Genomic DNA, 12,912 nt, shown 5'->3' with positions numbered 1-12,912 from the left:
GATGGTGATGATTACGGGACTGGAGGCGCGGTGCGGGCTGGCACCGCGCCTCCAGAATGCAGAGCGGCGGGCTCTACAGCATGCAGCTGACGCAGCCCTCGACCTCGGTGCCCTCGAGGGCGAGCTGGCGCAGACGGATGTAGTAGATCGTCTTGATGCCCTTGCGCCATGCGTAGATCTGTGCCTTGTTGATGTCGCGCGTGGTGGCGGTGTCCTTGAAGAACAGCGTCAGGGACAGGCCCTGGTCCACGTGCTGCGTCGCCGCGGCGTACGTGTCGATGATCTTCTCCGGGCCGATCTCGTACGCGTCCTGGTAGTAGTCCAGGTTGTCGTTCGTCATGAACGGCGCCGGGTAGTAGACGCGACCGAGCTTGCCTTCCTTGCGGATCTCGATCTTCGACGCGATCGGGTGGATCGACGACGTCGAGTGGTTGATGTACGAGATCGAACCGGTCGGCGGGACGGCCTGCAGGTTCTGGTTGTAGATGCCGTGCTCCTGGATGGACGCCTTCAGCGCCTTCCAGTCGTCCTGCGTCGGGATCGTGATGTTCGCGTTGTCGAAGAGCGAGGCGACGCGAGCCGTGGCGGGGGTCCACGCCTGGTCGGTGTACTTGTCGAAGAACTCGCCCGACGCGTACTTCGAGTCGCGGAACCCGTCGAAGGTCTCGCCGGTCTCGATCGCGATCTTGTTCGACGCGCGAAGGGCGTGGAACAGCACCGTGTAGAAGTAGATGTTCGTGAAGTCGATGCCCTCTTCGGAGCCGTAGTACACGCGCTCACGAGCGAGGTAGCCGTGCAGGTTCATCTGGCCGAGGCCGATGGCGTGCGACTTGTCGTTGCCGTCCTCGACGGAGCGGACCGACGTGATGTGCGACATCTGCGACACCGACGTGAGGCCGCGGATGGCGGTCTCGATGGTGCGACCGAAGTCCGGCGAGTCCATCGTCAGCGCGATGTTCAGCGAGCCGAGGTTGCAGGAGATGTCCTTGCCGATCTCGTTGTACGAGAGGTCCTCGTTGAACGTCGTCGGGGTGTTGACCTGCAGGATCTCCGAGCACAGGTTGGACATGTTGATCCGACCCTTGATCGGGTTGGCCTTGTTCACCGTGTCCTCGAACACGATGTACGGGTAGCCCGACTCGAACTGGATCTCGGCGATGGTGGTGAAGAAGTCGCGCGCCTTGATCTTCGTCTTCTTGATGCGCGAGTCGTCGACCATCTCGCGGTACTTCTCGGAGATCGGGACGTCGCCGAACGGGATGCCGTAGACCTTCTCGACGTCGTACGGCGAGAAGAGGTACATGTCCTCGTTGTTCTTCGCGAGCTCGAACGTGATGTCCGGCACGACGACGCCGAGGGACAGCGTCTTGATACGAATCTTCTCGTCGGCGTTCTCACGCTTGGTGTCGAGGAACCGCATGATGTCCGGGTGGTGGGCGCTGAGGTAGACCGCGCCGGCACCCTGACGCGCACCGAGCTGGTTCGCGTAGGAGAAGGAGTCTTCCAGCAGCTTCATCACGGGGATGATGCCCGAGGACTGGTTCTCGATCTGCTTGATCGGGGCGCCGGCCTCGCGGATGTTGGAGAGGAGCAGGGCCACGCCGCCGCCGCGCTTCGAGAGCTGCAGCGAGGAGTTGATGCCGCGCGAGATCGACTCCATGTTGTCCTCGATGCGGAGGAGGAAGCAGGAGACGAGCTCGCCGCGCTGGGCCTTCGCGGTGTTGAGGAACGTCGGGGTCGCGGGCTGGAAGCGGCCGGCGATGATCTCTTCCACGAGGTCGATCGCGAGCTGCTCGTTGCCCTGTGCGAGGCCGAGGGCGGTCATCACGACGCGGTCCTCGAAGCGCTCGAGGTAGCGCTTGCCGTCGAACGTCTTGAGCGTGTAGCTCGTGTAGTACTTGAACGCACCGAGGAACGTCTGGAACCGGAACTTCTTCGAGTACGCCAGGTCGTTGAGCTTCTGGATGAAGTCCAGCGAGTACATGTCGATCGTCTCGCGCTCGTAGTACTCGTTCTCGACCAGGTAGTCGAGCCGCTCCTTCAGGTTGTGGAAGAAGACGGTGTTCTGGTTGACGTGCTGCAGGAAGAACTGCTTCGCGGCTTCACGGTCCTTGTCGAACTGGATGTTCCCGTCCGCGTCGTAGAGGTTGAGCATCGCGTTGAGGGAGTGGTAGTCCATCCCCGTCTGCGGCGACGTCAGATCGACGTCTGCAACTGCTGCGTCCAAAATGCATCCAATCCTGTGTTGACCGCTGACACGTCGTCAGGAGTCCCGAAGAGTTCGAATCTGTAGAGGACGGGGACGTTGCACTTGCGTGCGATGACGTCCCCCGCGAGACCGTAGGCCTCGCCGAAGTTCGTGTTGCCCCCGACGATCACACCGCGGATGAGCGAGCGGTTGCGTTCGTCGTTCAGGAACTTGATGACCTGCTTGGGGACCGCTCCCTGCCCGTTGCCGCCACCGTAGGTGGGCAGCACCAACACGTACGGCTCGTCCACGTGGAGGAACGGGTCGTTCGGGTAGAGCGGGATCCGGTCCGCGTCACGGCCGAGCTTCTCGACGAAGCGTGCGGTGTACCCGGACACGCTCGAGAAGTAGACCAGTCGGCTCATGGTGCCCCTCCGATGAGAAGGTGCGGACAGACGGACCGTGGGTGTCCTGCGGTGGTGATCCGAGCCTCCTGAACGAGCTCGGGTCACCACCCGCGGACGTGGGTCGAACTACGCGAGTTCGGCGCTGAGCGTCGCGATCTTGTCGGGACGGAAGCCCGACCAGTGGTCGTCGTCCGTGACGACGACGGGCGCCTGCAGGTAGCCGAGGCTCTTGACGTGCTCGAGCGCGGCTTCGTCGGTGGAGACGTCGTGCACTTCGTACTGGATGCCCTTGTTGTCGAGCGCCCGGTACGTCGCGGTGCACTGGACGCAGGACGGCTTGGTGTAGACGGTGACGGCCATGATCTCCCCTGGTTCTGCTGTTGCTGTGGTGGTTGTACTGGTGCCTGTGTGCAGCAGGTTCCGGGAGGGGCCGCTGCGATGCCTCCACACTACATCTAGTGGCTGGCGGAGTCACCGACCACAAGAGGAAGTGTTACAGCCGTGTAGTTCTCCACAAGCTCCTCCACAGTGTGAACAGCTCGGAGAGGCCCGTGATTCCGCCATTCTCCAGCGGACCACCGACACTTCCCCACACCCGTGGACAGCGTCGATCCACATGTGTGGAATCAGCGTGTCGGCGTGTCGCGGGCAGCTCGCCGTCCACACCTCCCCCGGACGGGTGACAGGGCCGTCCGTCCGGTCCGTACACTCGTCTCGTGAGCACGTACGGCCCCCTCCTCAAGACTCCCGGCGTGGGTCGCGTCATCGCCGCGCAGCTCACCGCACGGTTCCCCTTCGGCATGCTGTCGCTGGCCTACCTGCTGCACGTCGAGCACGTCTTCGACTCGTACGGTGCCGCCGGACTCGTGCTCGCGACGACGAGCATCGGGCAGGCGATCGCGGGTCCGCTCACCAGCCGCTGGATGGGCAGCTGGGGCATGCGGCCGGTGCTCATCCTGACGAGCCTCGTCGCGCTCGTGAGCATGGCCGTCATCGCGTTCTTCGTCATGCCGCTGTGGGCCTACGTGGTCGTCGGGTTCCTGGGCGGCCTCGCCGTCCCGCCCGTGCAGCCGGCGGTGCGCACCATCTACCCCAAGATGGTGACCTCGTCGCAGCTCACGCCCCTCTTCTCCCTCGACGCGAGCGCGCAGGAGCTCATCTGGGTCGCCGGCCCGGTCATCACCACCTTCGTCGCGACGCAGATCGGCACGGTCCAGGCGATCGTCGTCGCGATGGTGTTCCTCGTCGTCGGCGGCACGTGGTTCATCGCCTCCCCCGAGCTCGGCCGGGTCCGCATCCCGCGGTCGAAGCGAGCGTTCGGCGTGGTGCTGAAGCGGCCGTCGGTCGTCGTCGCCACCCTCACGGGCCTCCTCCTCATCGGGGCCTGCGCGGCGGTCGAAGCGAGCGTCACGAGCGTCTTCGGCGAGGGCAGCCCGAACGCCGGCATCGTCCTCGCCGTGTTCGCCATCGGCTCGCTCATCGGCGGCCTCACGCTCGGCCACCTGCCGATCTCGCGCAACACCCTCTGGACGCGCATGTCGATCGTGTTCGTCGGACTCGCCCTCGCCGTGGGCGGCACGGACTTCTGGTGGCTCTGCCTCGCCCTGGTCATCGCCGGCGCGGGCATCGCTCCGGCCCTCGCGGTCATGTTCGGCTCGGTCTCGGCGACGGTGAAGTTCTCCGACACGGCCGAGGCGTACGGCTGGATGGGCACCGGCCAGCTCATCGGTGCAGCGGGTGGTTCCGCGGTCGCCGGGTTCCTCATCGACAGCCAGGGCGCGACCGGCGGGATGATGGTCGGTGCCGTGATGGCCGCGGCGGGCGTCGCCCTCCCGCTCGTCACGAGGCGCTGGCTGCCCGACCTGCGTGGTCGCGACGCGAGCCCCATCCCCGACACCGAGCCGGTGAACATCCCCACCTAGGGCGCAAACACGCGTGTTTCGCCGTCCCACGTGTCGATCGACGCGTGTCACGTCGATCACGTGGTGCGACGCCCAGCCTGGAGGCGCGGCGCACCCCCGCCACGATCGGCAGGATGGGTGCATGGTCACCTCAGTCCCCCTCCGCGACGGCGCATCGATCCCCGCCATCGGCTTCGGCGTCTACAAGGTCGACGACACCGAGGCCGAGACGGCGGTCGGTCTCGCGCTCGGCGCCGGCTACCGGCACGTCGACACCGCCGAGATGTACGGCAACGAGACCGGCGTCGGGAAGGCGATCCGCGCCTCCGGGCTCGACCGTGACGACGTCTTCGTGACGACCAAGGTGTGGAACGACCACCAGGGGCGCGACGCGACCCTGCGGGCGTTCGACGCGAGCCTCGAGCGACTCGGGCTCGACACCGTCGACCTCTACCTGATCCACTGGCCGGCCGCGGCGAACGACCGCTACGTCGACACCTGGCGCGCCCTCGTCGAGCTGCGCGAGTCGGGGCGCGCGCGCAGCGTCGGGGTGTCGAACTTCCAGGTGCCGCACCTCGAACGGCTCATCGACGAGACGGGCGAGGTCCCGGCGGTGAACCAGGTCGAGCGGCACCCATGGCTGCCGCAGCGTGAGCTCATGGCATTCCACGCCCAGCACGGGATCGTGACCGAGGCCTGGTCGCCGCTCGGACGCGGGCGGCTCATCGACGAGCCGGTGCTCACCGGCATCGCGGACGCCCACGGGGTGAGCGTGGCGCAGGTGCTCGTGCGGTGGAACGTGCAGCAGGGGGTGGTGGTGCTGCCGAAGTCGGTGACGCCGTCGCGGATCCGGTCGAACCTCGACGTCGACGGGTTCGTGCTCAGCGACGACGACCTGGCGGCGATCGCGTCGCTCGAGTCGGGGCAGCGCACGGGGTCCCACCCGGACTCGGTGTCCTGACGCGCGTAGGTTCTTCGGGGTGAACGATCCTCAACAGACCGCGCGTGAACACCTCCGGCCGGACGAGCACCTGTACTGGGCGGGGACGAGCGACCCGGCGAAGCTCTTCGCCGGACAGGACGTGTTCCTGGTGCCCTTCTCGGTGCTCTGGTGCGGGTTCGCCGTGTACTGGGAGGTCACCGCCGCGACGTCCGGCGCACCGGCGTTCTTCCTCGTCTTCGGGGGCGTCTTCATCCTGCTCGGCCTGTTCTTCGTCTTCGGCCGGTTCCTGCTGAAGGGTCACCGGAAGCGCACGACGGTGTACGCGGTGACGTCTCGCCGAGCGCTCGTCATCACGCCTCGAGGCTCGCGGGAGGTCTCGGTGGGCCGCACCGACCGGACGATCACGTGGAGCAAGGACCGGCAGCACTGCTCGGTGGAGTGGAACACCGGCCAGCCATCCGGGCTCCAAGCGTTCGTCAGTGGTTCCGGAGCGGCACGCCTCTACGCGAACACGGGTCTCGACGCGTTCGCCTTCGGCCCGCAGCCGTTCGCGTTCTGGGACGTCCGCGACGGTGAGGAGCTCGTCCGCGAACTCGACCGGGTGGCGAGCTAGCCCCGGCGGTCCTCCTCCGACTGCCACGGCAGGTGCAGGTCGCCGGGCTCCGGCTCGACGTCGCCCGCGTCGTCGGCGCCACCCGTGCCCGGAGCGGCGACGATCCGCGAGGGGTCGATGCCGTCCGCCTCGAGGTCGGCACGATCGCGCTGCGACGTCTGCGACGCCTCGGTCTCCCGCTCGCTCGACGGGCTGTACGAGGTGTCGGCCGCGCGCTGCTCACGCTCCCCGACGCCGTCCGCGCCCTCGTGGTGTGCGGCCTCGCGCAGGGCGTCGGTGCGTGCGTGGTCGTCGGAGTGCTCGGGGCCCGGGACGTCGGGGGTGCTGTCGCTCATGGCGCCGACCGTAGGCCTCGCTGCCCGAGCGACGTCCCCGGCAGTCCGATCGACGCACCCGACCGGTGGTCCGCCCGAGGGCGACCGCTCGATCCCGCAGCATCGGTACCGATCCGGTCACGAGCCCGGAACGCGCCTCGACCCCACGCTACGATCGCCGCGAGCCAGGCGAGATCCGACGCCGGCCGGGGACGAGGGGGATCATGCGACGAGCGGTGACGAGGGGACGGACGACTGCGGTGGCGCTGCTGTCGGCGGTCGCAGCCATCGGGCTGACCGGCTGCTCGGTGTTCAGCGGACCCGATCCGGTGCCGAGTCCGACCCGGTTGGCCGTGCAGGGACCGGACGCCACCGAGCGACCGACGCCCACCGCCTCCCCGACCCCCGAGCAGGTCCTCCCTGCCGGGACGGTCGCCGCCGAGACCGACGTCGTGTCGAAGACCGGGGACACGTCGATCCACGTGCGGGTCACGGCCGATGCCGACGGCGTGTTCACGGTGCACCTCTCGGACTACCGGACGACGAACCCGCAGCCGATGTCGATCCAGTTCCGCCACCGCGTCGCCGGGTTCCAGGACGGCTACGACGCGGTCGCCCGTGGGTTCGTGCAGTGGGACCGCGCGTCCGGGCCGCCCGACTCGTACACGCTCGACGCCGGCGCACGGCCCGACTACCTCGCGAGCGCCGTCCTGGTGCCGATGTCGTCCGGCGACGGCAGCAGCGACGCGGACCGCCCGTGGGTCGGCTCGGTGCTCGCGGTCGGCACGCTGACGTGGAAGATCCCGAACCCCTACCCGGACCTGCGCGTGACCGTGGGGAAGGCCCGCCCGGGTGCGTACGGGTACGTGCAGGACGTCGACGGCACGCCCACCTGGTACATGGTGTCGCACGGCGACGACCTCACCACGGTGTCGAAGCGCTTCGGCGTCACCCCGGCGCAGTTCGAGTGGATGAACCCCTACCTCGAGCTCCGCGGCGACAAGTGGCTCAACGAGGACGCCACCCTCAACATCTCCCCCGCGAACCGCTGACGCCGGGGGGCGGTCCGGTCCGTTACGGTTGACCAGCACTCGCCACACGCAGGAGGTCCCACCGTGACGATCGTCGCCGCAGCAGACGGCTCAGCCCTCGGCAACCCCGGCCCGGCCGGCTGGGCCTGGTACGTCGATGACGACCGCTGGGCCGCCGGTGGGTGGCCGAACGCCACGAACAACCAGGGCGAGCTGACCGCCGTCCTCCAGCTGCTCCGCGCCACGAAGGACACCGGCGAGCCGCTGCACATCCTCTGCGACAGCCAGTACGCGATCAAGGCGTGCACCGAGTGGCTCGCGGGCTGGAAGCGGAAGGGCTGGCGGAAGGCCGACGGCAAGCCCGTGCTGAACGTCGAGATCATCAAGGAGCTCGACGCCGAGCTGCAGGGCCGCAAGGTCACGTTCGAGTGGGTCCGCGGCCACGTCGGGCACGAGATGAACGAGGCGGCGGACGTCCGCGCCCGCGGTGCCGCGACCGCCTACCAGCAGGGCACCGAGGTGCCGCACGGCCCGGGGTGGCCCGGGGTCGAGGTCACCGAGCCGGCCGCGCTGCCCGAGGCGACCCCGCCCGCGACCCTGTTCTGATGCAGCCGCGCGACGCTCAGTAGGTGCCGTCGCGACGATCCTGACGCGTGATCTGCTCCCCGGACGCCGGGTCGACCCCGCTCCGCGTCGTGGTCGTCGTACGACGTCCGCCGAACGCCACTGCGAGGCTGATGACGAGCAGGACCACGCCCGCTGCCATGAGGATGTAGCCGATCAGGCGCAGGTCGACACCCGCGAGCTGGATGTTCAGGGCGAACGCCACGATGGCGCCGACGACGATCAGGGCGATGCTCGATCCGATGCGCACGGTGGGGTCCTCTCGATCCTGGTCGCGGACCGATCGGCCCGGGACTGGCGTCGAACCTACCCGTTCGTCAGAGCGCCCGTTCCCAGAGCGCGACCGTACTGACGAGGTGGTCGTACCGGTACGGCTTCTCCTCCCCCGTCGGCTCGTAGCCGAGCGCCCGCCAGAACGGCTCCGCCACCGCCGCGTTCGACGCGACGATGCCGAGGCGCAAACGCTCCACACGCAAACACTCCAGGCGCGAGCGCTCCATGCCCGAGCGCCCCGACGCCGCCCGGACCCGCTCGACGACCGCGTCGTGCATCGCCCGCCCGAGGCCCCGACCCTGCTCGCCCCCTCGGACGACCAGCAGCCCGATGTACGCGACGGAGGGCGACGGGTACCCGAGCAGCACGTCCGCGAACGCCACGAGCCGCTCCCCCTCCCACAGCCCGAGCCCGACCTTCCCCGCCGGATCGAACCCGTCCGGCACCGACAGCAGCGCGCTCAGCCCGTCGGACGGCCCCGGCGGGTACCCGGTGATCCGCAACGCGTAGTCCGGCACCGACTCGAGCAGGTCCTGCAGCGTGGCGACGTCACCGTCGGCCGAGGAGCCTCCGAGCTCGCGCACCACGGGCATCAGTCGACGTCCACGTCCGACCAGCCGTCGAAGCGACCGATCTCGGTGACCCGCACCACGGCCTCACCCGCCTCGTCCGAGGCGTCGAGGTCGATCGTGGCGGAGAACCCGAAGTCCTTGTCGCCGGCGGGGTCGGCGAAGATCTGCCGCGCACGCCAGACGCGCGCTGAGCCCGCCGCCCCGGACACCCCGGTGGCCCCGGCCTCGTCGAGCACCAGGTACTGCATGGACCGGGCGTCGGCGTCCGTCCCGATCTCGTCGTGCGCCTCGTAGTACTCCTCGAGCACGGCGTCCCACGCGTCCTCGCCGAAGCCCGCCGCACCGTCCAGCGCCGCGAGTCCGGCGACGTCGTCGGCGGCGGCGAGCAGCACCCGCTGGAACAGGGCGTTGCGCACGAGCACCCGGAACGCCCGCGGGTTCCCGGTGAGCCGCGAGAGCTGCGGCGGCGCGATCTCCTCGTGTTCCTCCGACGCGAGCAGGACGTCACCGTTCAGCAGCGCCTCCCACTCGTCGACGAGCGAGGAGTCGGTCTGCTTGACGACCTCGCCGAGCCACTCGACCAGGTCGTCGAGCTCCGGGGTGCGCTGCTCGTCGGCGATCGTCTGCCGCATGGTCCGGTACGCGTCGGACAGGTACCGGAGCACGAGCCCCTCGGAGCGGGTGAGCTGGTAGAACCGCACGAAGTCGCCGAAGGTCATCGCCCGCTCGTACATGTCGCGCACGACGGCCTTGGGCGAGAGCGCGAAGTCGAGGACCCACGGCTGCTCGGCGGCGTAGGCCTCGTAGGCGGCCGTCAGCAGCTCGTCCAGCGGCTTGGGCCACGTGACCTCCTCGAGCAGCTCCATCCGCTCGTCGTACTCGATGCCCTCCTGCTTCATCCGGGCGACGGCCTCGCCGCGCTCCTTGAACTGCTGCTGCGAGAGGATCGCCCGCGGGTCGTCGAGGGTGGCCTCGACGATCGAGACCATGTCGAGCGCGTAACTGGGAGACGAAGGATCGAGCAGCTCGAACGCCGCGAGCGCGAACGGCGAGAGCGGCTGGTTGAGCGCGAAGTTCGGCGCGATGTCGACGGTCAGCCGGTACTCCCCGTCGACCTTCTCGATCACCCGCGCGTTGATGAGCGTCCGCGCGATGGTCAGTGCCCGCCGGGCCATCGCGAGCTGCCGTGACCGGGGTTCGTGGTTGTCGAAGACCAGCGACCGGACGGACTCGAACGCCGAACCGCCGCGCGCGACGACGGAGAGCACCATCGCGTGCGTGATCCGCATCCGCGAGACCATCGGCTCGGGCTCGGCCGCCATGAGCCGCTCGAACGACGCCTGGCCCCACGACACGAAGCCGTCCGGCGCCTTCTTCCGCTTGATCTTGTTCTTCTTCTTCGGGTCGTCGCCGGCCTTCGCGACCGCCCGGGCGTTCTCGATGTCGTGCTCCGGCGCCTCGGCCACGACGTCGCCCTCGGTGTCGTACCCCGCACGACCGGCACGACCGGCGATCTGGTGGAACTCTCGAGCGGACAGCTGCCGCATCTTCGTGCCGTCGAACTTCGTCAGCCCGGTGAGCAGCACCGAGCGGATCGGCACGTTGATGCCGACGCCGAGGGTGTCGGTGCCGCAGATCACCGGCAAGAGCCCGCGCTGGGCGAGCTGCTCGACGAGCCGCCGGTACTTCGGGAGCATGCCGGCGTGGTGGACGCCGATGCCCGCCCGGATGAGTCGGGACAGGGTCTGCCCGAACCCGGCGCTGAAGCGGAACCCGGCGATGGCCTCGGCGATCTGGTCTCGGCGTTCGCGTGACGCGACGCGCGCCGACATGAGCGCCTGCGCCCGTTCGAGTGCGGCGGCCTGGGCGAAGTGGACGATGTAGATCGGCGCCTTGCCCTCCTCGAGCAGCCGTTCGACCGTCTCCTGCACGGGCGTCATCACGTACTCGTACTCGAGCGGCACCGGACGCGAGACTCCGGTGACCCGCGCGGTCGGCCGTCCGGTCCGGCGCGAGAGGTCGTCCGCGATGGTCGTGACGTCGCCGAGCGTCGCGGACATGAGCAGGAACTGCGCCCGTTCGAGGACGAGCAGCGGCACCTGCCACGCCCAACCGCGGTCGGGGTCGCCGTAGTAGTGGAACTCGTCCATCACGACGACGTCGACGTCGGCGTCCGGTCCCTGCCGGAGCGCGAGGTTCGCGAGGATCTCCGCCGTGCAGCACACGATCGGGGCATCGGCGTTGACGCTCGAGTCGCCCGTGACCATGCCGACGTTCTGGGCGCCGAACAGCTCGACGAGCTGGAAGAACTTCTCGGAGACGAGTGCCTTGATCGGCGCCGTGTAGTAGCTCCGCTTCCCCTCGGCGAGCGCGGCGAAGTGCGCCCCCGCGGCCACGAGTGACTTGCCGGTGCCGGTGGGCGTCGAGAGCACGACGTTGGCGCCGGAGACGAGCTCGATCACGGCTTCGTCCTGCGCCGGGTACAGCGGGCGCCCGCCCTCGGCCGCCCAGGCCGCGAACGCCTCGTACACGGCGTCCGGGTCGACGACACCGTCGACCGCCGCCGGCAGGGCGGCGACGAGCGGGGGCTGGGTGGTGACGTCGGTCATGGCACCATCCTCCCAGGTAGGTGATGACGGACGGGAGGCGCGGGGCGGCGCCGAGCCGCGCCTCCCGTCGGTCAGACGCGACGGGAGGCGCGGCTCGATACGCGCGCATAGACTCACGTCGTGCGCGAACTCGGCTTCCTCTCCTTCGTCCCGAACCACGGCGGCACGGCCGGCGCCGCCGCTGCCCTCGAGGACGGCCTGCGGCTCTTCGAGACCGCTGAGTCGCTCGGGTACGGCACCGGCTGGGTCCGCGGGCGCCACTTCGAGCCATTCCTGACCAGCCCGATGACCTTCTTCGCGGCCGCCGCCCAGCGGACCAGCTCGATCGGCTTCGGCACCGCGGTCCTCGGCATGCGCTACGAGGACCCGATCCGCCTCGCCGAGGACACCAGCACCGTCGACCTCCTCAGCGACGGCCGCGTGCAGCTCGGCATCTCGACCGGCATCGCGGGCTACGGCCCGATCCTCGACCCGGTGTTCGGCGCGTCCGACCGCAGCTTCCGCGACGAGGCCGAGGCGCGCGCGTCCCGCCTGCTCGAGGTGCTGCAGGGCGAGCCGCTCGGCACTGCCGGCACGGGCTACGAGAGCATCCCGGCCGGTGCCGAGCTGACGCTGCAGCCCCTCAGTCCCGGACTCCGCGACCGTGTGTGGTGGGGCGGCGGCAGCATGGGCACCGCGGTGCGGACGGCCGAGAAGGGCCTGCTGCTGCACTGTTCGACCCTGAACACCGAGGACACCGGTGCGCCGTTCGCCGAGGCGCAGGCGGACCAGATCGCCGCGTACCGCGAGCGCTTCGCCCAGCTGCACCCCGACCGCACCCCGAAGGTCGCCGTCGGCCGGATCGTGGTCCCGCTGCTCGACGACCACGACCGCGCCGTGCACGAGGAGTTCCTCACCGGGTACGCGAGCGGCATGGACGACGAGGGGCGCCCGCTCTCGGGGAACCCGCCGTTCCGCTTCAGCAAGGTCGTCTCCGGCGAGCCGTCGGCCATCGTCGACGCGCTGCTCGCCGACCCGGCCGTGCGGTCGACCGACGAACTCGTGATCACCCTGCCCGCGAACGGTGACGCCGCGTCGCACGAGCGGATCCTGCGCATCGTCGCCGAGGACGTGGCACCCATCGTCCGAGCGGATTGATGCGGGGCATCCGGCGGGCCCGCGCCGGGGGTTGGTGAGTTCCCCCGGGAGCCCGACCGGATGACCATCTCGTCCCTGATCCGCACGGGATGGTGCACCCATCGTTCCACCTACCGAGTGGTTTGTCACACCGGATTGCGGTTGGTGGACCGGAAAAGTGACGTTCGTTCACTGGCTTCTCCCAGGCGGGAAGAAGTCAACCGGTTGGCATCTGCCGGAACGAACGAATGCGTCCCCGCGCGGACGCGGGGACGCATTCTGGACGCACCAGGGCCACCAGGGCTCCATCGGCCGGATCAG

Annotated in this window: 13 protein-coding genes; 6 read left to right on the top strand and 7 right to left on the bottom strand. The window is 69.2% G+C overall.

All coding sequences use genetic code 11. The annotated features are described in order from the left end of the window. Positions 1–73: 73 nt before the first annotated feature. From nrdE to nrdH, 3 genes are all read right to left on the bottom strand, one after another. Positions 74–2,179 carry a class 1b ribonucleoside-diphosphate reductase subunit alpha gene (gene nrdE, locus J2X60_RS17095; RefSeq protein WP_309889180.1) on the bottom strand — a complete coding sequence of 702 codons (2,106 nt, stop codon included), beginning with the start codon at positions 2,177–2,179 and terminating at the stop codon, positions 74–76. 17 nt (positions 2,180–2,196) lie between these two features. Further along, positions 2,197–2,613, bottom strand: a complete 417-nt coding sequence (gene nrdI, locus J2X60_RS17090) for a class Ib ribonucleoside-diphosphate reductase assembly flavoprotein NrdI (RefSeq protein ID WP_022906556.1) — start codon at positions 2,611–2,613, stop codon at positions 2,197–2,199. Between the two features lie 108 nt (positions 2,614–2,721). Next, on the bottom strand, positions 2,722–2,955 hold the full coding sequence (gene nrdH / locus J2X60_RS17085; RefSeq protein WP_022904483.1) for a glutaredoxin-like protein NrdH: 234 nt from the start codon (positions 2,953–2,955) through the stop codon (positions 2,722–2,724). A 356-nt stretch (positions 2,956–3,311) separates the two neighbouring features. On the opposite strand from nrdH, the gene J2X60_RS17080 reads away from it, so the two are divergent. From J2X60_RS17080 to J2X60_RS17070, 3 genes are all read left to right on the top strand, one after another. Beyond that, positions 3,312–4,517, top strand: a complete 1,206-nt coding sequence (locus tag J2X60_RS17080) for an MFS transporter (protein WP_309889178.1) — start codon at positions 3,312–3,314, stop codon at positions 4,515–4,517. A 121-nt stretch (positions 4,518–4,638) separates the two neighbouring features. After that, on the top strand, positions 4,639–5,457 hold the full coding sequence (locus J2X60_RS17075; RefSeq protein WP_309889176.1) for an aldo/keto reductase: 819 nt from the start codon (positions 4,639–4,641) through the stop codon (positions 5,455–5,457). A 19-nt stretch (positions 5,458–5,476) separates the two neighbouring features. Beyond that, positions 5,477–6,052: a hypothetical protein gene (locus J2X60_RS17070; protein WP_309889174.1), complete on the top strand. Its 576-nt coding sequence runs from the start codon at positions 5,477–5,479 to the stop codon at positions 6,050–6,052. On the opposite strand, the gene J2X60_RS17065 is transcribed toward J2X60_RS17070, so the two are convergent. Beyond that, on the bottom strand, positions 6,049–6,387 hold the full coding sequence (locus tag J2X60_RS17065; RefSeq protein ID WP_309889172.1) for a hypothetical protein: 339 nt from the start codon (positions 6,385–6,387) through the stop codon (positions 6,049–6,051). The genes J2X60_RS17070 and J2X60_RS17065 overlap by 4 nt on opposite strands. A 203-nt stretch (positions 6,388–6,590) precedes the next feature. Between J2X60_RS17065 and J2X60_RS17060 the strand changes: the two genes are divergently transcribed. Together J2X60_RS17060 and J2X60_RS17055 are read left to right on the top strand one after the other, a co-directional pair. Continuing rightward, the gene (locus J2X60_RS17060; RefSeq protein ID WP_309889170.1) at positions 6,591–7,418 is read left to right on the top strand and encodes a hypothetical protein; all 828 of its coding nucleotides are present in this window, start codon (positions 6,591–6,593) and stop codon (positions 7,416–7,418) included. Positions 7,419–7,481: 63 nt separating this feature from the next. After that, the gene (locus J2X60_RS17055; protein ID WP_070417909.1) at positions 7,482–8,003 is read left to right on the top strand and encodes a ribonuclease H; all 522 of its coding nucleotides are present in this window, start codon (positions 7,482–7,484) and stop codon (positions 8,001–8,003) included. 16 nt (positions 8,004–8,019) lie between these two features. Here the strand turns inward: J2X60_RS17055 and J2X60_RS17050 are convergent, their stop codons facing one another. The 3 genes from J2X60_RS17050 to J2X60_RS17040 form a co-directional block, all read right to left on the bottom strand. Beyond that, a complete protein-coding gene (locus J2X60_RS17050) occupies positions 8,020–8,271 on the bottom strand; it encodes a DUF6458 family protein (protein WP_079237130.1) in 252 nt (83 codons plus the stop codon). Between the two features lie 67 nt (positions 8,272–8,338). Further along, positions 8,339–8,887 carry a GNAT family N-acetyltransferase gene (locus J2X60_RS17045; protein ID WP_309889168.1) on the bottom strand — a complete coding sequence of 183 codons (549 nt, stop codon included), beginning with the start codon at positions 8,885–8,887 and terminating at the stop codon, positions 8,339–8,341. After that, positions 8,887–11,475 (bottom strand): DUF3516 domain-containing protein, encoded by a 2,589-nt coding sequence (locus J2X60_RS17040; protein WP_309889166.1) that lies wholly within the window; start codon positions 11,473–11,475, stop codon positions 8,887–8,889. Before J2X60_RS17040 ends, J2X60_RS17045 begins: the two co-directional genes overlap by 1 nt. A gap of 120 nt (positions 11,476–11,595) precedes the next feature. Here J2X60_RS17040 and J2X60_RS17035 point away from each other — a divergent pair, with 120 nt between their 5' ends. Further along, positions 11,596–12,612: an LLM class flavin-dependent oxidoreductase gene (locus J2X60_RS17035; RefSeq protein WP_309889164.1), complete on the top strand. Its 1,017-nt coding sequence runs from the start codon at positions 11,596–11,598 to the stop codon at positions 12,610–12,612. The last annotated feature ends 300 nt before the right edge of the window (positions 12,613–12,912 follow it).

Source organism: Curtobacterium sp. 320 (assembly GCF_031455235.1).
Lineage (GTDB): Bacteria > Actinomycetota > Actinomycetes > Actinomycetales > Microbacteriaceae > Curtobacterium.
Note: the sequence above shows the minus strand (reverse complement) of the source record. Positions and strands in the feature narration are given on the sequence as shown.

Bases quoted from the DNA above. Each gene is read 5' to 3' on its own strand.
- nrdE (WP_309889180.1), bottom strand. From the start codon at position 2,179: ATGGACTACCACTCCCTCAACGCGATGCTCAACCTCTACGACGCGGAC.
- nrdI (WP_022906556.1), bottom strand. From the start codon at position 2,613: ATGAGCCGACTGGTCTACTTCTCGAGCGTGTCCGGGTACACCGCACGC.
- nrdH (WP_022904483.1), bottom strand. From the start codon at position 2,955: ATGGCCGTCACCGTCTACACCAAGCCGTCCTGCGTCCAGTGCACCGCG.
- J2X60_RS17075 (WP_309889176.1), top strand. From the start codon at position 4,639: ATGGTCACCTCAGTCCCCCTCCGCGACGGCGCATCGATCCCCGCCATC.
- J2X60_RS17065 (WP_309889172.1), bottom strand. From the start codon at position 6,387: ATGAGCGACAGCACCCCCGACGTCCCGGGCCCCGAGCACTCCGACGAC.
- J2X60_RS17060 (WP_309889170.1), top strand. From the start codon at position 6,591: ATGCGACGAGCGGTGACGAGGGGACGGACGACTGCGGTGGCGCTGCTG.
- J2X60_RS17045 (WP_309889168.1), bottom strand. From the start codon at position 8,887: ATGCCCGTGGTGCGCGAGCTCGGAGGCTCCTCGGCCGACGGTGACGTC.
- J2X60_RS17040 (WP_309889166.1), bottom strand. From the start codon at position 11,475: ATGACCGACGTCACCACCCAGCCCCCGCTCGTCGCCGCCCTGCCGGCG.